The sequence below is a fragment of the Amycolatopsis sp. TNS106 genome (genome assembly GCF_019330265.1).
Taxonomy (GTDB): domain Bacteria; phylum Actinomycetota; class Actinomycetes; order Mycobacteriales; family Pseudonocardiaceae; genus Amycolatopsis; species Amycolatopsis lurida.
Genome location: NZ_CP024972.1, coordinates 2,752,969 through 2,772,744, shown reverse-complemented (window position 1 = coordinate 2,772,744; position 19,776 = coordinate 2,752,969). Strand labels below are relative to the sequence as shown.

The window sequence follows — 19,776 nt, the reverse complement described above, 5'->3', positions numbered from 1 at the left end:
CTAGTCGGGGCGGCCGACTTGGGTGTTCGACAGGTCGAGACCGATCGCGAAGTCCGCCGTGTAACCGCTCCCGGCCTGCTGGGGACGCAGAAGCATCTGTGACCCGCCGTTGCGGTAGATGGAGTCCCGGCTGTTGGTCGTGTCGGCCGGTCCTTTCCGCCGGTACGGTTCCGTCCGCAGATAGGCCGCGCCGAACTCAGGGGTGAAATAAAGCTGCGAGGTGAACTCGTACGGACGGCCATTGGTGCCGGTGGTGCGGATTTTGAGGTGGATATGGAGCGTGCGTCCCGTGTACCACCCTGGCAGAATGGTGGTGAAGCGGGCCGCTCCCGTTTGGTCGGTGTTCTGATAACCGCGCAGGAAACGGCGGCCCCGGCTGCCCTGGGACGGAATGTCGGAGTACAGTCCGAACGCGTCGCATTGCCAGAGATCGACCATGGCGCCCGGTAGTGGCGTGCACTGCTGCTGGCGGATTTGCTGGACGGTGAAATTGATCGCCAGCGCGGTGCCGGGAACCAGTTGCCCGGTGGAGGGCTCACTGCGGATGTCGGAGCGGTTGAGCCGTTCGTCGACGAAGTACGGGCCCTCCATCTGTTCCGGCTTGACCACGCAATCCAGCGTGCAGATATCGGGCGCGCCCGGGCTGGAGGTGGTGGCACTCGCGGTGGTGGATCCGGCGACGGCGAGTGTCGCGCCGGCGGCGCCGAGGAGAATCAGCGCCTGTCGCCTGCCGAGTACCCGGCCTACTGGCTCATCATCGTCATGCATGAGGTTCCTTTTCGCCGAATGATGGGAGTAAGGGAACTGAACGCGACAAGAGTCGACTCCTTGGCGTCGCGCGCATCTGATTTTCCGACATGACCCGGTCGCTGTCGAGAAAGTTCACTCGCGTGCATCATACTGCGATACGGGCACCGTTCTTTGATGGGCCGAATTCGTGAACCGCTGTTACGGCATTTCGCCTACGGTGCCCCGGAAAATCCAGTTTGAGAAAGCTTTCGTGCCCGATGGTTCGCGACGTTGACGCGATTCCCGCATAATCCCGGCATGCAATAGCGACGCCGTCCGGGACGCGTCGTGTCGATGAACGCGCCTCGGCAGGTGGGTGCGCCACAGGCCCGGAACCGTTCCACGCCGAGAAACTGGACGACGCCGAGTATTCCGACGCCGCAGACCAGGGCTAGGGAGTCCGCGGCCGTTGCGCCAGGCCGGGCCGAAACGCCCCATCGTGCGGTGTCGGTCAGAAGGGTGACGTCGCCGATCGAAGACGTGAGCGCGGTGGCGCCGGTGATGAGGTGCGCCCGGTCCGGGTGGTCGATCAGCTCCCGCACTGTGGCGCGTAGCCGTTGAACGGCACGCAGCTCGCTGGGCCGGGATGGCTCGGGCAGCGAGTGAAGCTCGGCGAAAGCGGCGAGAGACTCCAAGTCGGACAGCTTGTCTTCACCGTGCCAGACCTCCGGGGCGGTGTTGACCAGGTCGGTAGCGACGCCCGCCGCCCGGACGTAATCGTCTAACGCTACTTGCATCCCTTACCGGCCTCTCGTACGTTCACGGTTAACCGCTACTTTAACCCTTACCGGGAGGTCGTCCGTGGAGATCGATGCGGTGGTGTTCGACATACTCGGCACGCTCGTCGACGAACCGGCCGGGATCCGTGAGGCCGTCCGACGTGCCGTGCCGGATGCCGATGTGGACGAGATGGTCGACCAGTGGCTGAGTCATGTCGAGACCGAGCAGCGGCGCATCGTCGCAGGGCAGCGTCCGTACGCGCCGAGCGACGTTCTCGACCGCGAAGCGGCCCAGTCGGTCACCAAGACGGACGTGGTGCCGAGGCTTCCGCCATGGCCTGACAGTCACGAGGGGCTGGCTCGCCTCGCGGAGCGATACCCGCTGATCGGGCTCTCCAACGCCAGCCGGACGAGCCTGCTGCGCATCAACGCCCACGCGGGTCTCCGGTGGCACCAGGCCCTCTCCGCCGAGGAAACGCAGACCTACAAGCCCGCCCCTGCTGTTTACGAACTGGCCGTCGAGGCCTCAGGTGCACCGCCGGAGCGGCTGCTGATGGTCGCGACCCACGCGTGGGACCTGCGGGGCGCGCAGAGTGCCGGTCTCCGGACCGCCTACGTCGCCAGGCCCGTCGGGGACCCGCCGAAGGCCACGGATCATTTCGACCTCCATGCCGACGACCTCGCCGATTTGGCGGCTCAACTCGGAGTACTTCCGATGTGAGCAAAACTGTCGGTGCCTCCCGCTAGGTTCGTCCCAGTCCCCACCGAGGCACCCCCGCAAGGAGAAGATGCGTTGTCAGACTGGGAAAGAGCAAGCACGGTCAGGGTGTTGCCACCTGCCCGCCCGCGCAAGCTCGCGAAGGTCCCGTTCGTCGAATTGGCCGACGGACGGGTGCAGGGCGTGGTGTCCAGCGGATCGGACATCGGCCGCGTGTACGTCTCGTCGGTCGCGGCGAGCACGTACGAGTTCGCCTGCAGTACCAACAACAATCGGCCCTGCGGCGGGGCGCGGGGCATGTTCTGCAACCATATTCTCGCCCTGATCAACGAATCCACCCTTCAGTACGGCGCCGAGCGGGTCGCGCGGTACTTGCGCGTCGAGGTTCCGGAGCCGACCGCGCAGGCCCTTTCGCAGATCATGAGCGCGACGCGGCCGTCGCAGGGCGACAACACCGCCGCCGCTTCCGTGTTCAGCCAATTCCTGCGGCATCTGGCCTACCTCGAATTCGAGCCGTCCACGGCGCCGGTACCGGAGCTGCAGTGGTTCCCGCCGACGAGGGTGGTGGTCTGATGCGCGTCGATCTGCTCACCGATCCCATCGCCGGTCTCGACGAGGCGCTTTCGGTTGTCGATGCCTTCGACGCCGTGCTCGTCGCAGGTCTGCTCCGTCCCCAGAAGGTCGCGGGCCTGATCGAGCTGGCCGATGCCGTCGCGGGGTCGCCGCTCGCGACGCGGGTCGCGGAGGCAGCGGAGAAGACCGCGGCCGGTGCCGCGGGGGAGGAACACTTCGTTTCCCTTGCCGCGGCGAGGATCGCGGTGTTCGGCTCCGTGCACGACGCGGTTCTCGCGCGCCTGGTCGAAGCGACCGGTCGGCCGCTGGGCGAGGACTACGCCGGGCAGGCCGCCGGAACGGAACCACCCAACGTTCTGGTCGCCGCGCGGTCCTGGCTGTCCGATCTGGCCCGCGCGGGCTGGCAGGGTATCGACCACGACCTGATCTCGGCTTCGGCGCAGGTGATCTCCGCGCTGCTCGCGGAGCCGAGCCTGCGTCGGCCGGCCGTCCTGCTCGACGGTTTCGCCGCGGAGCTCGCGGCGTCCTGTCCCGGTGCGGCGCTGGAGCGGATCCCCGCCCGGCGCTGGGGCGACCTGTGGTCGCGCGGAATGCTGCTGACCCTGCCCGGGGCGGCGGCCACGCCGTCGATCGGCACGGTCACCGGCCGCCTGCTGCCCCTCGGGGTCGACCTGCTGGAACATGCGACGGCCGCGCAGGCCCAGGTCCACGCGGTCTTCGAACCCGAAGACGGCACCGCTCCGCGGCTCGTGCGCGCGAACGTGACCGCGCCGAAGCCGGACACGATCGTCGGCGCCGGGATCTGGCAGTTGCTGCGCCCGCATCTTTCCCTGCTCACGGCGATCAGCGAGGGCCGTTCGATGGACCTCGCCGACATGCCGGTCACCGCGGAGGGCGACCTCCTCTGGCGAGACGACCATGCTCGGCTCGGAGAGCCCGCGGACGCGTTCTCCACGGCGCGCGTCGCTTTGCCTAGGGCCGTCACGTCGCCGGTCGCGCCGCTGGATCGGCACCCGGCGCGGCTCGCCGTTCCTGTTTTCCTCGAGGGTTATGGCATCGAGGGCGACGAAGACGCGCTCACGTTCACCTTCGGTGGGAATCGGCTCTCCGTCGAGACCGATCGCATCCCGGCCGCCGGCCCTCTGACCCCCAAGGCGGTCGCTGGTTCCAGCGCGTGCATCGGCCTGATCCGGTGGGACGGCGGGTTCCGGCTCCAGCCGCTCGCCGTCGAGACCACCGTTCGCAAGAAGACCACCGCCGTGCACGCCGGAGCCTGGGCCGGCGGCACCACGGACAAGGCCGGGGTGAAAGCCGAGAAGGCGGCCACCGACGCCGCGGCCGTACTGCGCGAGCGCGCCGGAAGGCTGTTGCGGAAATGACCGAACCCGAGGACAACCGCCGCCAGGTCCTGTACTGGCGGCTGCTCGCCCGGCTCTTCGATCCCGAGGAGCAGGCCGCGCTCGAATCGGCGAGTGTGGCCGTGGTCGAGGACATCGGCCTGCCGTCCGCCGTGCTGGACCCGAACGTCGCGGTCGACTCGATCGTCCAGCGTCATCCGGAGCTGGCGGCCGAGTTCGACGGGCTGATGGTCCCCGAAGCCGAGGACGGCCGGGACAAGGCCGCGGAAGTGCGGCGCGCGGCGCTCGTGTCGAAGGTGCTGCTCAACGTCTTCGCTCCGGCGCCACCCACGGTGACGGCGGGGCAGCTGTCCCGCTGGCAGGCCGACGCGGGCTGGCTGGAGCGCGCGTTGGGCTGCCGTCCGGGCGAGTTGCGCGGAGGTCGCCGTGGCGGCGCCCCGACCGGCCTCGGTGGCACCGGCGGTGGCGGCGCGCCCGATTTGAGCACCCTGCTCCCGGCGATCGGCCCGGAACTCGGCGGCATCGAGGCGGACCTCGTCAAACGGATGCATCTGCGCGAGGTCCTCGCCGACCCGGCGCTCGCGGCGAAGCTGAGCCCGAGCATGTCGCTCATCGAACAGCTGTTGCGGGACAAGGACAACCTGTCCGGAGTGGCGTTGGCCAACGCCAAATCACTCATCCGCCGCTACGTCGACGAGATCGCGGAAATCCTGCGGACCCAGGTCGAGAAGGCTTCGACGGGCAAGGTGGACCGTTCGGTCCCGCCGAAACGCGTGTTCCGCAACCTCGACCTCGATCGGACCATCTGGAAGAACCTCACCAACTGGAGCCCCGACGAGGAACGGCTCTACGTCGATCGCCTCTACTACAAGCAGACGGCGAAGAAGACCACACCGCAGCGGCTCATCGCGGTCGTCGACCAGTCGGGCTCCATGGTGGACTCGATGGTCAACTGCGCGGTACTGGCCTCGATCTTCGCCGGACTGCCCAAAGTGGACGTTCACCTGATCGCCTACGACACACAGGCGCTCGACCTCACGCCGTGGGTGCACGACCCCTTCGAAACGCTGCTGCGCACCAATCTGGGCGGCGGCAACGACGGCATGGTCGCGATGGCGCTGACCCAGCCGAAGATCGCCGAACCCGCGAACACCGTGGTGGTGTGGATCTCCGACTTCTACGAGACCCGCGTCGAGCAGCTCTTCGAAAGCATGGCCGCGATCCACCGGTCCGGGGCGAAGTTCATCCCGGTCGGCTCGGTCACCAGCGCCGGCCGGGGCAGCGTGAACCCCTGGTTCCGCGAGCGCTTCAAGGACCTCGGCACGCCGGTGATCTCCGGCCACATCACCAAGCTCGTCCACGAACTCAAGACCTTCCTCACCTCCTGAACCTCCCCGAAAGGCAAGACATGTCCGACCTGTTGCGCGCTCCCGCCGAGATCAAGTACGCCGAAGAGCTGGACTGGCTGGAGTCGGTCGACGACAACCCCAAGCCGTTCGCCTGGCGTCTGTCCCCGAAGATGCTGCGCCTGTTCATCCTCGGTTCCGAGCGCGCCGACGGCCTCGACCGCGAGATCACGCAGAAATGGTTCGGCGACCGGAACATCGTCGAGCGGGCCATCGTCACCCTCGCCTCGGACCGCGGGCTCCTGCTGATCGGCGACCCCGGCACCGGCAAGAGCTGGCTCGCCGAACTGCTGGCCGCGGCCATCTCCCGCAACTCCACACTCGTCGTGCAGGGCACCGCCGGCACCACCGAGGACCACATCAAGTACTCGTGGAACGTCTCCATGGTCATCGCCAAGGGGCAGTCCCGCGAGTCGATGATCCCGTCGCCGATCATGACCGCGATGGAGGCGGGCTCGATCGGCCGGTTCGAGGAGCTGACCCGCTCCACCAGCGACGTGCAGGACGCGCTGATCTCGATCCTGTCGGAGAAGTACATCTCGGTACCGGAACTGGACAGTGACGGCATCGTCTTCGCCAAGCCCGGGTTCTCCGTGATCGCCACCGCCAACAGCCGTGACCGCGGCGTCAACGACCTGTCGTCCGCGCTCAAGCGCCGCTTCAACTTCGTCCGCATCCCGGTGGTGACCAACAAGAAGAGCGAGGCGGAGATCGTCCGCTTCCGCACCGAGGAACTCCTGCGCCGCCACCAGATCGAGCTGGACGTTCCGCCCACGCTGCTCGACGTGCTGCTGCGCAGCTTCGGCGACCTGCGTGCCGCGGCGGCGTCGGCGGGCAGCGACGACGAGAAGCTGGAGTCGGCGTTGTCCACCGCCGAGCAGATCGGCGTGCTCGAAGACGCGGTGCTGCACAGCAACTTCTTCGGCGAACGCGAGCTGACCGCCCGCACACTGGCGTCCTCACTGGTCGGTTCGCTCGCCCGTCGGGAGCCGGAGGATCTGGCGATCCTCAACAAATACCTGCACGGTGTCGTCGAGCCGCGCAGCAAGGACGAGGGCGGGGACTGGCCCGAGTTCCTCGACGGCGGCCGCGACGCGATCGCCTCCCTCTCGTGAGCGGCGCCTTCGAGGCGTTGCGCGGCCAGTTGCAGGAGGCCGCGGCCGCCTTCGCCGACGGGCCCGGCGCACTGGAGGGCATCCTGCTCGGGCTCGTCGACGACGTCGACCGCGCGGTGCGGGAGCCTTTGGAGATCTTTCCGGTGTGCCATCATTCCCCGGCTTCGGCGGTGGCGATGGCACGGCGGCTGCGGGAGAAGCAGCCGAAGGTGGTCTACCTCGAACTGTGTGAAGACATGGCGCCGTTGCTGACCGAACTGCGCAACTGCCGTCTCCCCGTGGCGGTTCAGGCCTTCGCGACGGAGGTGAAGGGATTCCCCGCGGAGTGGGCGCCCCTGTCCGTGGTCGCGCCGATCACCGAGGCTTCGGCCGAGTACCAGGCGATCGCGTACGCCCTCGACACCCCGGGCGTCGAGCTGGTCCTCGTCGACCGGTCGGCGGACCACGTCTTCCAGTGGGACGAACGCGAACCGTCCCCGGAGGCGGACGCGCCGCCCGCCGAGGAGGAGGCGGCGCTGCACGGTGACGCGGTCGGCGTCGAGATCGGTGATCTCCGGCCCCGGTTCGCCGAACTCGAGGAACACCTGCTGCGGCACGGGCGGGTGCGGCACTGGTCGGAGTGGTGGCACCAGTACGTCGAGCTGCCGCTCGGCGACAGCGATCACGACACCTACCGCCAGGTCATGTTCCTGATCGGCAGCCTGTTCCGCCGTCTCGCGCCGGGCGACAGCAAGCGCGTCCGAGTGGACGAAGACCGTGAGCGCTACATGTGGACCCGGATGCGGGAGCACCTCGCCGCCTCGGGCGCGGATCCCGCGGACTGTCTCTACATCTGCGGCGCGTTCCACGCGGCCAGCCGGGTCGCGGAGTTCGGCGTCGAGGGTACGGACGGGTTCGTGATCAGCCCGCGCAGCGAGAGCACGTGGCAGTACGGCCTGATCCCGTCGAGCCACGCCTCGATCGAGGCGCAGTTCGGGCTCGCCGGGGGATCGGTGTCGATCGCCGCGACCGAGTGGGCGAAGAACCTGAAGCGCACCAAGGTGAAGCAGTTCCAGCTGGAAGGGCAGGCAGGCGGGCCGAAGCGGAAGAAAGCCGCGGAGCTGCCCGCGCCGACGCCGGATCCGGTGGCAGTGGATCCATCGGACCAGCTTTCCGGCTTCCTGCGACGACCTCCGGTGCTCGACCGGCTGGACGAGGCCGAGCTGCTGGGGTGGTCGGTCGAGATCGTCCGCGCGGCGCGCCGCAACGGGTACCTGGCCTCGACCGCCGACGCCATCGCGGTGTTCGAAACCTCGATCCTGCTGGCGGGCCTGCGTGACCGGGCCAAGCCGACGCCGTACGACTTCCAGGACGCGGCGGTCACCTGTATCGAAAAGGACGCCGTGCCCGGCAGGCGCGACGTACGCCGCCTTGTCGAGATCATGATGGGCGGGGACCGGATCGGCCAGGTCGGCTACGACGCGTTGCCGCCGTTGGCGCGCGACGTGCACGATCGGCTCGAACCCCTGAATCTCAAGCTGCAGCAACGAGGTGTGCAACGGGCGCTGCTCGACATCGCGTCGAGGCCGGAGCTGGAGCCCTGTTCCGATCTGCTGTGGATGCTGCGCTACCTGATGCCCCGCGGTGCGGCGCGGCCGATCATGGGGGAGCGGCGGCTCGGCGAACGGCCGATCCAGGAGTCGTGGGATCTGGCGCTGGGCACCCACCAGCGGGCCCTCATCGAGCTGGGCTACGAGGGTGTCAGCGTCGAACAGGTGCTGGAGCAACGGCTTAGGCGTGCCGCCTACCATCCGCAGGCCACGGCGGCGAAGGTGCTCGGAGCGGTCGAGGACGCGACGCTCTACCTTCGCAGCGCCCGGCTGGCGGGGGAGCTGGGCACCCGTGCCCTGGAGGTGCTGGCCACCGAACGCACCGTCGACGGCGCTCCGGAAGTGCTTCGGCGCGTGCGGAGGCTGCTGGCGCACTACCGGACCAGCGAGCCGGTGCTGCCGCGGTGGATCGAGGACTTCGTGCGGACGGGGTACGCGCACTACTGCACGTTGCTCCCGGCGGCCTTCGCCGACGAGGAGGCCGGTGTCGAGCAGGTCGCCGCGATGCTGGGCTTCCTGTTCAGCATGGAGGCGCTCGCGTTGTCCCTGGGGTGTGACCGGACGCAGCTGGAGCTGGCGATCGCCGGATCGCATCCGGAGGAGCCGTCGAAGGTGGCGCTGCTGTGGGCGGCGCAGGTCCAGCTCGGCCGTCTCTCGCGCGCGGAACTGCGTGAGCGGTGCGCCGGGCTGCTGGCGAACCCGATGGTGCTGCCCGCTTATCCGCGCTACCTGAGCGGTTTCGTCCACGCGTTGGAGCCGGCGCCGGGATTGGCCGACTTCGTCGTCGAGGCGGTGTCGAACGCTTTCGCCGAGCTACCGGACAGGCTGCTGCTGCCGTGGTTGCCGACGTTGATCACCACGCTGCGGTCTCGCGGCGCGGAGCTGGTGCCGCTGCTCGTACGTGAGGCGGGGCGGATCTTCCCCGCCAGGCTCGCGGCGCTCGACGAATGGGTCCCGCCCTGGAAGGAGCGACCGGAGTCCCTCGCGGTGACGAGGAAGGCCGGGGGAGGTGGCCTCGCGTTGCTGGCGGCGCATCCGGCGACCTGCGACGCCGTGGCGGGCCTGCTGGGTTGCGAGGAGCCGTGGGGCGGCACCGCGCCCACCGGCTTGATGCTGCTCGAGCGCTATCCGGACTCCGCAGTCGCGTTGGAGGAGGTGCTCACCGGCGGGTGAATCGGACGGGCGGTCGCCGGATTCCGGCGACCGCCCGATCCGTCAGTCGGCGACCCAGCTTCCGTGGAAGCCCAGCGGCACCGGCTTCGGCAGGTGGATACGGGCCAGTGGCTTCGCGGTGAAGTCCTGCGCCGCGAGGATCACCAGATCCGAGGCGTTGCGGTCGGGATTGTTCACGTAGGCGAGGGCGTAACCGTCGTCTTCTGATTTGCCGCGGGACGACGGCACGAACACCGCTTCGCTCGCGTCGGCGCCCCGGCCGAAGCGGTGCACCTCCGAACGCCCGTTCCGCAGATCGTGCTTGATCAGCGCGTTGCCGAACGAATCGGAGGGCTTGTCCAGGTAGACGTCGAACAATTCGCCGGGCGAGGCCGAGTAGCCGTACCTGTGCCGCCGCGACACCAGGCTTTCATTGACCCGTGGGAACTCCTGCGGCCGGTCGTCGAGGACACGGCGCCGGACCCGTCCTTGCGCGAGGTCGATCGTCCAGCGCTCCAGCACCGGCGGACCCGAAGCCGACGGGCCACCGAAGCCCTGCTTGCCCGCCACCTCGAACGGAGCAGGCATCGTGGTCAGGTCGACCACCACCGTGGAGCCCTGTTCGTACGCGTTGAGCGTATGCGAATAGAACACCGGATCCACGCCGAACCAGCGGACCGGGCCGCCGGCGCGGTTCATCACCCCGACCCTGGCCGGATGGTCCGCGTTCCACTTGTAGGGCACCACCTTGCCCGGCCGCGGATCGAAGGTGACCGGCACGTCGAAGACGACCACGTAGTTCTCGGTGAGCCCGAAGTCGTGCATCATCGGACTGTCGGTGACCGGGATCCGGGTGGTCCGCACGACGCGGCCGGTGCGGTCGACCATCAGATGCCGTACGTGATCCCACGTCGGGTGATAGGTCACCGCGTGCAGCTCGTCGGCGCGGGCGTCGAACTTGGTGTGCGCGGTGTAGGAGCCCTCCAGCGAACCGCCGAAGTCGAACGGCCCCAACGTGTTGAGTTCACCGTCGAGCTCGTACGGCGGCGCGCCGGACTCCTGCAGGGTGAGGATGCGGCCGTGGTGGCTGATCACGTGCGTGTTGGGCGCGAAGTCCTCGGCGGGCACCGGCCACGGGTATCGCTCGCCGAGTTTCGCCGCGACACCGGACGAACGCACCCAGCGGTTGCGGTACCACTCGGCCTTCCCGTCCCGCAGCCGGACGCCGTGCACCATGCCCTCACCCAGCATCCAGTGGTGAGCGCGCGGATCTTCGAGCCCGAGCACATTCGGCCCGGTGCGCAGGTATCGCCCGCAGAGATCCCGGGGAATACGGCCGGTGACCGGCAGGCCGAACGCGGTCACCTCCTCCCGCACCGGCGCGAACGCTCCTTCGACGAACGGGTAGCGCGGCTTCTGCTCGGCGAAGGCGGATCCGCTGGTCCCGATGGTCGCGGCGGCTCCGCCGATGGCCAGCGCGGCCGCCCCGCGGAGCACGTTCCGCCTGGTCGGTTCGGTCATGGTCGATCCCCCAACTCGTGAAGTAACTGTGTATGCCATGAACAGTGTATGACTTTACCTGTTTTGGATGCAACAATGCGGCCATGGACGACGTGGAGATCGAGTTGCTGCCGCCGGGCACCGCGCTGGCGTGGGGTCATGCCCCTGGGCCCCGGCGCGGGCCGAAGCCGGGATACAGCCTCGAACAGATCGTCGACGCGGCCATCGCTCAGGCGGACGCGGAGGGCTACGCCGCACTGTCCATGCCGTCGATCGCCAAACGGCTCGGTATCACCGCGAACGCGCTCTACCGGTATCTGAACTCCAAAGAGGAGTTGCTCGTCCTGGTGGCCGAAGCGGCGTGGGGGCCTCCGCCGGAGCGGGCCTCCGGCGACTGGCGCGCGGCGGTCACCGCCTGGGCGCGTGCGCTCCTCGAACGCTGCCGTCGCCATCCGTGGCTGATCGACCTGCCGGTCCGGAGCGTGCCGAGTACGCCGAATCTGCTGGGGTGGCTGGAAAATTTCCTTGAGGGGATGGCCGACTCGGGCCTGAGCGCGCAGGACGTGACCGGCTGCGCCGTACTGGTCGACGGCTGGGTCCGCAGTACCGCTTCCTTGCTCCGGGACGTGAACGCGAGCCCGCCTGATCAGGTCCGGGCGCTGAGCGCGTTCCTCGGCCCGCGCCTCGAAGGACGGGGCTATGCGCGCGTCGCCGCCGTGGTCTCCGGCGAGGCGTACGGCGAAGAGGGCGTGGACGAAGCCGACGTCGAGTTCGGCCTCGGCCGGATCCTGGACGGCATCGAGGCGCTCATCGAACGCCGGTGAACACTCCGTCGAGCCGGTAGTCGACGATCTCCGCCGCGCGTTCGGCCGTGTAGGCGTCGACCATGATCCCCGTGACGAGGCCGGCGGACATCGTCGCGAGCGCGTCCGCCTCGAGCAGAGGGGCGAGGCGGACGGGGACGGTGCCCTTCTCCTGTGCCGCCCGGAGCAGGCCGGCGATCGCCTGGACCAGGTGGGGCAGAAGGGGTTCCTGATCGGGATCCTGGCTCCCGCGCGTGACGTCGACGGCGAAGTACGCGATCTGGACCGCGGCCAGCATGCGTCGCCGCTCACCGTCCGGCAGGACGGCGGTCAGGTAGGCGCGCACGATGGTGCGTTCGTCTCCCGTCTTCATCGCCTCGCCGATGGTCTTCCCGGCGATCTCGCCGGTCAGTTCGACGACCCGCTGCCAGGCGAACCGCAGCATCGCTTCCTTGGTCGGGAAGTAGTACTGGACCAGGTTCATCGAGATGCCCGCCTCCGCGGCCACCGCACGCAGGGTGACCGCCTGCAGGCCTTGGGTGGCGGCGATCCGGAAGAGGGCCTCCGCGATTTCCCGCCTGCGCTCTTGGTGGTCCACACGTTTCGGCACGCGCTCACTCTGCCATGCCGGCGAGGGCTGGCCGGAACGGCCACCCACTGTTATAGTGCAAGTGCACCATAAAAATTCGAGGAGGTCCGATGCTGGGGGAGTTCACCGACAAGCAGGCCGAGGAGCGCTTTTTCGCGACTTATGAGGCGATCTTGCGGAAGTGGCCGGTTCCCGCCGAAGAACAGGACATCGCGACGAGATTCGGCCCGACCCGGGTCCGGAGTTGCGGGCCGGAAGACGGTCCGCCGATCGTGCTGCTTTCCGGGGGAATGGGCACGTCGCTGTCCTGGTATCCGCATATCGCCGAACTCGCCGTCCGGCACCGGATCCACGCCGTCGACTCGATCGGCGAGCCGGGACGGTCGATCCAGACCGCGCCCATCGGGTCCACAGAGGACTGCGCGGACTGGCTCACCGAGGTCGTCGAGGGGGTCCTTGCGGGAACCGGTCACGAAAAGGTCCACCTGGCAGGCGTTTCGCGAGGCGGCTGGCTGGCGCTGAATCTGGCTACCCGGACGACGGACCGGATCGCCGGTGTCGTCACCATCGAAGCCGCGGGGTTCGGCGTGATCGACCGGAGCTTCATCTGGTGGAGCTTTCGGGAGATCTTCCTCTGGTTCCTGCCCAAGTGGCTTCTCCGGCTGGTGGCGTCCGGCGATCCGGACGTGCGGCACACTGTGCGGCCCCTGCTGTTCGCCGCGCTCAAGTACAAGCAGCGGCTACCTGAGATGCACCTGTTCAGCGATGAGGAATTGTCGGCGATCGACGTGCCCACCCGGATTCTCGTCGCCGAACGCAGTGTCATCCTCCGCGCCCGCGAGGTGGCGGCCCGGCTCGGCTCACTGAACCCGCATATCGAGGTCGAAGTCGTGCCCAAGACGACTCATGGGTTGTCCCTGGAGAAACCGGAACTGGTCACCGCGCGAATTCTCGAGGCCGCGCGTCACACCGCGGCGACCTGATCGGGCCATGACGGCGACCGGCCCAGCAGTGCGACGATCGTGTCCAAATCGGACTGTCCGGTCGCGTCGACGGCCGGGCCGAAGGCGGCGCCGGGAGCCGTCCGGTTCTTCCCGTCCGGGATCGCCTTGGCGAACCGCATTCCGGCGTCGAGTACCTCCTGCTGGAACTTGAGCGGAAGGCCGAGGGTTTTGGCCACGTCCCAGGAGTGCACCAGGTAGTCGACGAAATGAAAGCCCAGCGCCTGCTCCGCGGTGAAGGTGATTTCGGTGGAGAACTCGGGAAGGGCGAACTTCCGGTCGGCGAGGTCGTGGGGGACGAAGGCGTTCAGGACCCGGTTCACCGAGGCGCGGTAGGTGGCGATGGGGTCGTCGCCCAGCGGGAGCAGCCGCCAATGGTCGAGGTGGCTCTCGCCTTCGGCGGCGGCGGCGAACCCGTGGTGCTGGGTGGTCATATGCGCCAGCAGGCCGTGCAGGGTCCAGGCGCTGCACGGGGTCGGTTTGACCAGATCCGCGGGGGTGATCTTGCCGACGAGGTCGAGACTGGTCCGGGTCACGAGGGCGTCGAGGAAGCGAAGCTCATCAATAGGCATGCGCTTATCATCTACATATGCGTACGAGTTCGTCAACGGGTTTCGCCGGCCAGGTCGGTATGGTCTGCGCATGGCGGAGCAGGGGAGGCCGGATCTCGCGGCGATGCTCGGCGGGCTGATGCGACGGCTGATGAACGCCGAGACGCCGGTGCTGGCCGAGCACGGGTTGACCATGTGGGGCTACGTGGTGCTGAGCGCGCTCGACGACGGGCCCGTCCGCACGCAGGCCGCCCTCGCGAAGGCGATCGGCGCGGACAAGACCCGGATCATCGGCACCCTCGACACCCTTCAAGAGGACGGGCTGATCACCCGCGAGCCGGACCCGAAGGACCGCCGGGTCCGGCTGCTGGGGATCACCGAAGCCGGCCGCGCCGCGCGGAGGTCGGCCCAGTCGAAGATCCAGGAGCAGGAAGAACGCTTGCTCGGACGGCTGTCCGCGGGCGACCGTGCGGCGTTCCTCCGTGCGGCGCGCCTGTTGTCCGAAGCCGAGTGGCCGTGACGGGGTTCACCGGAGTAGTTCGGCGACCATGCCCGGCGGGTAGTCCGACGGCGAGCGGCGCCACCATGCGCCGAAAGACCGGGCCAGCCGCCGGGGCACCTCGACCTGAGCGCCGCCGCCGTGAAAGTCGATCGTGACCAGGACGCCGCCGATCTTCGAGGTTTCCCAGGGGATTCGGCGGATCAGTTTCGCGTAGTCGGCGCTGGCGGACACGAACGTGACCACGTTCGCGGCCCCGAGCCGGCGGGCTTCCCCGAGCACGGCGTCTTCGAGCACTCCCGGCGGCCAGTCGCCCAGCTTGAGTTTCCGGTCGTAGTAGGCGATCGGTTCGTCGGCGCGCAGGATTCCGTAGCCACCGCTGAGGATCAGCAACCGCCCGGAGGCGGCGGCCTCGCCGAGGGCGCCGCCGACGTTCCGGTAGAAGTTCCCGGTGTAGCGGAGCCACGCGGGCCGCAGCCCGCCGCCGTCGACCTTGGACCGCGCCAGGACCTCGGTCCGCGCGCGAAGCATCGGCTCGGGCCAACGCGCGCCAGACCCCGCGTGGGCGTCGCCGCCTCGGATCTTGGCCTTCGAGGGGCCGAGGACGATCAGGCTGTCGCGCGGCTCGATCGCGTTCAGAACGGTCACCCGCGAACCCTAAAGCGCCTCGCTGACCGGACGCTGATCGGTCCCGGGCATGCTGGAGGGACCGGACCGCGGAAGGAGGACCATGTCGCCACTCGTCGTGCACGGCCTGTGGTCCCGGGGCCGCGGGATCGTGCTCTGGGGCGAACACGGCGACCGTCCGGCGACGACGTCGATGCGGGTGTCGAGCGCTGCCCGGCCGCATCCGTTCGCCGCCTCGGTCGCGGATCTGACCGCCTTGCACCCCGGCAAACCGGCGTCGGCCGTCCTGATGCTTCCGTCGCGTCGCGGCGGGCCGGTCGCCTCGCCCGAACTGGGCTCCCGAAGCCGCCCGCAGCAGGAACCGACCCTGGAACCCTGGTCGGTGCCCGCGCTCCTGATCGACCCCTCGGAGCTGGAAGACCTGGCCGAGACGGTCAGCTACGGCACGTCGGTCCGCCATCTCCGCGCCGTCGTCCGGCTGGCGGACGATCTGGTGCGCCGCGGCCGCGTGCTGCCCACACTCGTGCGGAACGAAATCGTGGCGCGGGCACGCTGGCGGCCCGTGGCCAGGGGCGGGGACGCGGTCGCGGTCCGGGCGCTGATCGCGGCCACCCCGCCGGTCGGTAGGGCCGAACATCCCGGGCCGGATCCGGCGGCGCTCGTCACCGACGCGCTCCACACCCTGGTCGACTCAGCCGTCCGCGATCGCCTCGCCGCCGCCGGACATGCCACGGAGAGCGACGGCCGCGAGGGTCCCTTCGGGTCGTGGCTCCATGCGCTGAAGAGCGCAGATGATCGGATCGGCCAGGCGCCGGGGCGCATGGGGATCGTCGCCGAGGGCATCGCCGCCTGGGACGCGGTCGGCGACACCGACCTGACCGAGGGCACCGTCTGCTTCCGGCTCGACGAGGTCCCCACGCTGCATGGCCCGGCCGACGACCCCGACGACCAGACGGGCGACGGGACCAAGTGGCAGCTGCGGTTCTTCCTGCGCTCCACGGCCGATCCCAGCCTCCTGCTTCCGGCGGAGGACGTCTGGTCGGGCAAGGCCGGCGCCAAATTCACCGACCCCGAGGGCCTGTTCGCCGCCGAACTGGAACGCGCCGCCGGTGTACTGCCGCTGCTCGGCCAAGCGGTCGAGGCGGAGAAGCCCGGCATCTACGACCTCACCGTCGCCGAAACCGTGGAGTTCCTCGACGGCGGAGCGGAACGGCTGGTGGCGGCCGGATTCGACGTCCAGCTCCCGGCGAGCTGGGGCGGCAGGCGCAAGCTCGCGCTCAAGTTGTCCGTCCGCGGCGCGCCGGTCGACCAGGCCGCCGTGCACCGGCTCGGCCGTCACCAGCTCGCCTCCTACCGCTGGGCGCTCGCCGTCGGCGAAGACGCGCTGACCGACGAAGAGCTCGCCGGGCTCGCGGCCGCGAAGTCTTCACTGGTCCGACTGCGCGGCCGCTGGGTGAGCGTGGATCCCGAACTGCTGCGTGCCGGTCTCGAGTACCTCCGCCGTGACCCGGACCGCGAGAAACCGCCGCTGCCCACACCGGCGGACCTGCTGGCGTTGCTCCACGGAGGCTTCGAAACGCCGCTACCGGTCACCGAGGTCACCACGGACGGCTGGATCGACGACTTCCTCGCCGGCCGTGTCCAGCGCACGATCGAGCCGGTCGAGCCGCCGCCGACGTTCCTGGCGACCCTGCGGCCGTACCAAAGCCGCGGTGTCGCGTGGCTTTCATTCATGACGTCGCTCGGGCTCGGGGCCTGCCTCGCCGACGACATGGGGCTGGGCAAGACCGTCCAGCTGCTCGCGCTCGAAGCGATCGAGCGAGCACAGGGCGACAGGCGGCCGACACTGCTGGTCTGCCCGATGTCGCTGCTCGGGACGTGGCAACGGGAAGCGGCCAAATTCGCGCCGGAACTCCGCGTTCACCTCCATCACGGCGCCGATCGCGGCCGCGTCCGGACCGAGGGCGCGGACCTGGTCGTCACCACCTACTCGACCGCCGCCCGCGACGCCGACGAGCTCGCGGCCATCCGCTGGCACCGGCTCGTGCTCGACGAGGCGCAGGCGGTCAAGAACCAGAACACCGGGCCCGCGCAGGCCCTGCGGCGGATCCCCGCCGGGCATCGGATCGCGCTGACCGGTACGCCGGTGGAGAACCGGCTCGCCGACCTGTGGTCGCTTTCGGATCTGCTCAACCCCGGCGTGCTCGGGGGCAGGCAGGAGTTCCGGGAGCGGTTCGAGGTGCCCATCGAGCGCCGGGGCGATCTTCCCGCGGCCACCGAGCTGCGCCGGCTGACCCGGCCGTTCCTGTTGCGGCGCCTCAAAACCGATCCCACCGTGCTCGCCGACCTTCCCGAGAAGATCGAGATCCTCCAGGAGTACCGCCTCACCCGGGAACAGGTGACGCTGTACCGCGCCACCGTGGACGAGATGATGACGAAGATCGCCGACAGCGCCGGGGTCAAACGGCGCGGCAACATCCTCGCCGCGATCACCAAGCTCAAGCAGATCTGCAACCATCCCGCGCATCTGCTGCACGACGGCTCGCCGATCGGGCACCGCTCCGGCAAGGTCAACCGGCTCGAGGAGCTCCTGGCGGAGATCCTGGACGCCGGCGACCGCGCGTTGTGCTTCACCCAGTTCGCCGAATTCGGGCACCTGCTCGTACCGCATCTTTCGCACCGGCTGAACGCGAAGATCGCCTTCCTGCACGGTGGCCTGTCGCAGCGGCGCCGCGATTCGATCGTCGAGCATTTCCAGTCGGGCGAGGGCCCGCCGATCCTGCTCGCGTCACTGAAGACCGGCGGAGCGGGGCTGACGCTCACCGCGGCCACCCATGTCCTGCATCTCGACCGGTGGTGGAATCCGGCGGTCGAGGAACAGGCCACCGACCGCGCCTTCCGCATCGGCCAGCGGCACAGCGTCCAGGTGCGGAAGTTCGTCTGCCCCGGCACCATCGAGGAGCGGATCGACGCCGTCATCACCAAAAAGGAAGCGCTGGCCGATCTCGTCGTCACCGACGGGGAGGACTGGCTCACGGAGCTGTCCACCGATTCCCTGCGCGAGGTCTTCGCGCTCGGGCGGGAGGCGGGCGATGACTGACGGATTCCGCCGGGCACTCGACGAATTGGGCGTCCACAAAGGACTTGTACCGCCCTGCCGGGTCGACACGCTCACGATCGGGCCCGGCGCCGCGGTCGCCCGTGTCCGGGTGACCCGGCAGCGGTTCTACGAGGTCCGCATCGGTCTGCCGACGTTCGGCAAGCAGGTGTGGACGGCGGTCATCGCCGCCGTCGCCGCGGACGAGACCGCGAGGACGGCCTTGCTCGACGGCCGGGTCCCGGACGATATCGATCGCTTCTTCGCCGCCGAGCAGGTGCCGCTGTTCCCCGAGGCGGTGTGGGAACTGTCGCTGGACTGCACGTGCCCCGGCACCCGCGTTCCCTGCGACCACCTCGTCGCCGCGCTGATCGCGCTCGAAGACGAGGAGGACCCGTTCGTGATCTTCACGCTCCGTGGCCGCTACCGTACGGTCTTGCTCGGCGAGATCGGGCGGCAGGCAGGGGCCCGGGTGACCGCCCCGTCGGCGGAAGCCGAGCTCCCCGGCCTCGACGAGGTGATGGACGACTTCTTCGGCTGGGGTCCGGCCGGCGACGTCACGAACACGCGACGGCCGCGGGCCGGGGACCCGTTGGGACTGCTCGACGAGGTCCCCCCGCTCACGGCGACAGTGGACGGAACCTCGGTCACCGCCCTGCTGCGGCCGCTCTACCGCACGATCACCGGTCAGGCGAAGTAGGCGTCGACGAGTTCGGCGTCCACTTCGGACAGTGTGGCGGGGGACCACTTCGGGGAGCGGTCCTTGTCGATGATCTGTGCTCGGATCCCCTCGGCGAACTCGGCGGTCGAGAGCGCGTGGGTCGAGATCCGGAGCTCCTGCGCCAGCGCGGTTTCCAGATCGGGCATCGCGGCGGCCGACCGGAGTGCCCGCAAGGTCACCTTCAGCGCGGTCGGCGACTTCGCCTCGATCTCCTTGGCGGCGGTGGCCGCGGCGTCACCCTCGGCGTGAAGCCTGGTCAGGATCTCCTCGACGGTGTCCGCCGCGTAGCACCGGTCGATCCAGGCGGCGTCCACGGCCAGCGCGCTCGGCGGCGCGGGTTCGGCGATCAGCTCTAGCGCCTCGTCCGGTGCGCGGGTCTTCAGCGCGTCGAGCAGGTCCGGGATCCGTTCGCTGGGCACGAAATGGTCGGCGAGTCCACAGTGGATCGCGTCGGACCCCGAGATCGCCCCGGCGGTGAGCGCGATATGCGTCCCGAGTTCGCCGGGCGTGCGGGACAGCAGGTACGTGCCGCCGACGTCCGGGACGAAGCCGATCCCGGTCTCGGGCATGCCGACCCGGGAGCGTTCGGTGACGATCCGGTGGCTGCCGTGCGCGGAGACGCCGACCCCGCCACCCATGACGAGCCCGTCCATCAGCGCGAGGTACGGCTTGGGATAGCGCGAGATCACGGTGTTGAGGCGATATTCGTCGGCCCAGAACCGCAGGGACGCGGTGCCTCCGCCGCGGGCGTCCTCGTGGATGGCGCGGATGTCGCCGCCGGCGCAGAGCCCGCGATCGCCGGCGCCGTCGATCAGCACGGCGCGGACACCCGGGTCGGCGCGCCACGCTTCGAGGTGGTCGAGCATGGCGAGGACCATGCCGTGGTTCAGCGAGTTCAGCGCACGCGGCCGGTTCAGCGTGATCCGGCCGATTCCGCTCTCGACGAGGAACTGGACGTCATTCACGAAG

Annotated in this window: 18 protein-coding genes; 11 read left to right on the top strand and 7 right to left on the bottom strand. The window is 69.2% G+C overall.

What is annotated here, in order from left to right:
- Both CVV72_RS12460 and CVV72_RS12455 read right to left on the bottom strand, forming a co-directional pair.
- Positions 1 to 768 carry a twin-arginine translocation pathway signal protein gene (locus CVV72_RS12460; protein ID WP_219152589.1) on the bottom strand — a complete coding sequence of 256 codons (768 nt, stop codon included), beginning with the start codon at positions 766 to 768 and terminating at the stop codon, positions 1 to 3.
- Between the two features lie 194 nt (positions 769 to 962).
- Positions 963 to 1,526: a CGNR zinc finger domain-containing protein gene (locus CVV72_RS12455; protein WP_219152588.1), complete on the bottom strand. Its 564-nt coding sequence runs from the start codon at positions 1,524 to 1,526 to the stop codon at positions 963 to 965.
- A 64-nt stretch (positions 1,527 to 1,590) separates the two neighbouring features.
- On the opposite strand from CVV72_RS12455, the gene CVV72_RS12450 reads away from it, so the two are divergent.
- The 6 genes from CVV72_RS12450 to CVV72_RS12425 all read left to right on the top strand — a co-directional run bounded on the left by CVV72_RS12450 (position 1,591) and on the right by CVV72_RS12425 (position 9,440).
- Positions 1,591 to 2,229 (top strand): haloacid dehalogenase type II, encoded by a 639-nt coding sequence (locus CVV72_RS12450; RefSeq protein WP_219152587.1) that lies wholly within the window; start codon positions 1,591 to 1,593, stop codon positions 2,227 to 2,229.
- Positions 2,230 to 2,334: 105 nt separating this feature from the next.
- Positions 2,335 to 2,799 carry a hypothetical protein gene (locus tag CVV72_RS12445; protein ID WP_219153922.1) on the top strand — a complete coding sequence of 155 codons (465 nt, stop codon included), beginning with the start codon at positions 2,335 to 2,337 and terminating at the stop codon, positions 2,797 to 2,799.
- Positions 2,799 to 4,178, top strand: a complete 1,380-nt coding sequence (locus CVV72_RS12440) for a hypothetical protein (RefSeq protein ID WP_255632653.1) — start codon at positions 2,799 to 2,801, stop codon at positions 4,176 to 4,178. Before CVV72_RS12445 ends, CVV72_RS12440 begins: the two co-directional genes overlap by 1 nt.
- Positions 4,175 to 5,545 carry a VWA domain-containing protein gene (locus CVV72_RS12435; RefSeq protein WP_219152585.1) on the top strand — a complete coding sequence of 457 codons (1,371 nt, stop codon included), beginning with the start codon at positions 4,175 to 4,177 and terminating at the stop codon, positions 5,543 to 5,545. The genes CVV72_RS12440 and CVV72_RS12435 overlap by 4 nt, the downstream gene beginning before the upstream one ends.
- Before the next feature lie 20 nt (positions 5,546 to 5,565).
- Positions 5,566 to 6,678 carry an AAA family ATPase gene (locus tag CVV72_RS12430; protein ID WP_219152584.1) on the top strand — a complete coding sequence of 371 codons (1,113 nt, stop codon included), beginning with the start codon at positions 5,566 to 5,568 and terminating at the stop codon, positions 6,676 to 6,678.
- Positions 6,675 to 9,440 carry a DUF5682 family protein gene (locus CVV72_RS12425; protein ID WP_219152583.1) on the top strand — a complete coding sequence of 922 codons (2,766 nt, stop codon included), beginning with the start codon at positions 6,675 to 6,677 and terminating at the stop codon, positions 9,438 to 9,440. The genes CVV72_RS12430 and CVV72_RS12425 overlap by 4 nt, the downstream gene beginning before the upstream one ends.
- Before the next feature lie 42 nt (positions 9,441 to 9,482).
- Here the strand turns inward: CVV72_RS12425 and CVV72_RS12420 are convergent, their stop codons facing one another.
- Positions 9,483 to 10,940: a carotenoid oxygenase family protein gene (locus CVV72_RS12420; protein WP_219152582.1), complete on the bottom strand. Its 1,458-nt coding sequence runs from the start codon at positions 10,938 to 10,940 to the stop codon at positions 9,483 to 9,485.
- A gap of 83 nt (positions 10,941 to 11,023) precedes the next feature.
- On the opposite strand from CVV72_RS12420, the gene CVV72_RS12415 reads away from it, so the two are divergent.
- Positions 11,024 to 11,743 carry a TetR/AcrR family transcriptional regulator gene (locus CVV72_RS12415; protein WP_219152581.1) on the top strand — a complete coding sequence of 240 codons (720 nt, stop codon included), beginning with the start codon at positions 11,024 to 11,026 and terminating at the stop codon, positions 11,741 to 11,743.
- Here the strand turns inward: CVV72_RS12415 and CVV72_RS12410 are convergent.
- Complete coding sequence (locus CVV72_RS12410) at positions 11,727 to 12,332, bottom strand: TetR/AcrR family transcriptional regulator (RefSeq protein WP_219152580.1); 606 nt, start codon at positions 12,330 to 12,332, stop codon at positions 11,727 to 11,729. The two genes, CVV72_RS12415 and CVV72_RS12410, sit on opposite strands and share 17 nt — an antisense overlap.
- Positions 12,333 to 12,421: 89 nt before the next feature.
- On the opposite strand from CVV72_RS12410, the gene CVV72_RS12405 reads away from it, so the two are divergent.
- Positions 12,422 to 13,294: an alpha/beta fold hydrolase gene (locus tag CVV72_RS12405; RefSeq protein ID WP_219152579.1), complete on the top strand. Its 873-nt coding sequence runs from the start codon at positions 12,422 to 12,424 to the stop codon at positions 13,292 to 13,294.
- On the opposite strand, the gene CVV72_RS12400 is transcribed toward CVV72_RS12405, so the two are convergent.
- The gene (locus CVV72_RS12400; protein WP_219152578.1) at positions 13,276 to 13,884 is read right to left on the bottom strand and encodes a TIGR03086 family metal-binding protein; all 609 of its coding nucleotides are present in this window, start codon (positions 13,882 to 13,884) and stop codon (positions 13,276 to 13,278) included. The two genes, CVV72_RS12405 and CVV72_RS12400, sit on opposite strands and share 19 nt — an antisense overlap.
- 70 nt (positions 13,885 to 13,954) lie before the next feature.
- On the opposite strand from CVV72_RS12400, the gene CVV72_RS12395 reads away from it, so the two are divergent.
- The gene (locus tag CVV72_RS12395; RefSeq protein WP_219152577.1) at positions 13,955 to 14,383 is read left to right on the top strand and encodes a MarR family winged helix-turn-helix transcriptional regulator; all 429 of its coding nucleotides are present in this window, start codon (positions 13,955 to 13,957) and stop codon (positions 14,381 to 14,383) included.
- A gap of 6 nt (positions 14,384 to 14,389) precedes the next feature.
- Here the strand turns inward: CVV72_RS12395 and CVV72_RS12390 are convergent, their stop codons facing one another.
- Complete coding sequence (locus tag CVV72_RS12390) at positions 14,390 to 15,010, bottom strand: YaaA family protein (protein ID WP_219152576.1); 621 nt, start codon at positions 15,008 to 15,010, stop codon at positions 14,390 to 14,392.
- 82 nt (positions 15,011 to 15,092) lie between these two features.
- Here CVV72_RS12390 and CVV72_RS12385 point away from each other — a divergent pair, with 82 nt between their 5' ends.
- Together CVV72_RS12385 and CVV72_RS12380 are read left to right on the top strand one after the other, a co-directional pair.
- The gene (locus CVV72_RS12385; protein ID WP_219152575.1) at positions 15,093 to 18,089 is read left to right on the top strand and encodes a DEAD/DEAH box helicase; all 2,997 of its coding nucleotides are present in this window, start codon (positions 15,093 to 15,095) and stop codon (positions 18,087 to 18,089) included.
- The gene (locus CVV72_RS12380; RefSeq protein ID WP_219152574.1) at positions 18,082 to 18,786 is read left to right on the top strand and encodes an SWIM zinc finger family protein; all 705 of its coding nucleotides are present in this window, start codon (positions 18,082 to 18,084) and stop codon (positions 18,784 to 18,786) included. Before CVV72_RS12385 ends, CVV72_RS12380 begins: the two co-directional genes overlap by 8 nt.
- Here the strand turns inward: CVV72_RS12380 and CVV72_RS12375 are convergent.
- Entirely contained in the window at positions 18,774 to 19,772 is a 999-nt protein-coding gene (locus CVV72_RS12375; protein ID WP_219152573.1) for an enoyl-CoA hydratase/isomerase family protein, read from the bottom strand. The two genes, CVV72_RS12380 and CVV72_RS12375, sit on opposite strands and share 13 nt — an antisense overlap.
- Between the last annotated feature and the right edge of the window lie 4 nt (positions 19,773 to 19,776).

Coding starts and splice junctions, on each gene's coding strand:
- CVV72_RS12460 (WP_219152589.1), bottom strand. CDS start 768: ATGCATGACGATGATGAGCCAGTAGGCCGGGTACTCGGCAGGCGACAG.
- CVV72_RS12455 (WP_219152588.1), bottom strand. CDS start 1,526: ATGCAAGTAGCGTTAGACGATTACGTCCGGGCGGCGGGCGTCGCTACC.
- CVV72_RS12440 (WP_255632653.1), top strand. CDS start 2,799: ATGCGCGTCGATCTGCTCACCGATCCCATCGCCGGTCTCGACGAGGCG.
- CVV72_RS12435 (WP_219152585.1), top strand. CDS start 4,175: ATGACCGAACCCGAGGACAACCGCCGCCAGGTCCTGTACTGGCGGCTG.
- CVV72_RS12430 (WP_219152584.1), top strand. CDS start 5,566: ATGTCCGACCTGTTGCGCGCTCCCGCCGAGATCAAGTACGCCGAAGAG.
- CVV72_RS12420 (WP_219152582.1), bottom strand. CDS start 10,940: ATGACCGAACCGACCAGGCGGAACGTGCTCCGCGGGGCGGCCGCGCTG.
- CVV72_RS12415 (WP_219152581.1), top strand. CDS start 11,024: ATGGACGACGTGGAGATCGAGTTGCTGCCGCCGGGCACCGCGCTGGCG.
- CVV72_RS12405 (WP_219152579.1), top strand. CDS start 12,422: ATGCTGGGGGAGTTCACCGACAAGCAGGCCGAGGAGCGCTTTTTCGCG.
- CVV72_RS12400 (WP_219152578.1), bottom strand. CDS start 13,884: ATGCCTATTGATGAGCTTCGCTTCCTCGACGCCCTCGTGACCCGGACC.
- CVV72_RS12395 (WP_219152577.1), top strand. CDS start 13,955: ATGGCGGAGCAGGGGAGGCCGGATCTCGCGGCGATGCTCGGCGGGCTG.
- CVV72_RS12385 (WP_219152575.1), top strand. CDS start 15,093: ATGTCGCCACTCGTCGTGCACGGCCTGTGGTCCCGGGGCCGCGGGATC.
- CVV72_RS12380 (WP_219152574.1), top strand. CDS start 18,082: ATGACTGACGGATTCCGCCGGGCACTCGACGAATTGGGCGTCCACAAA.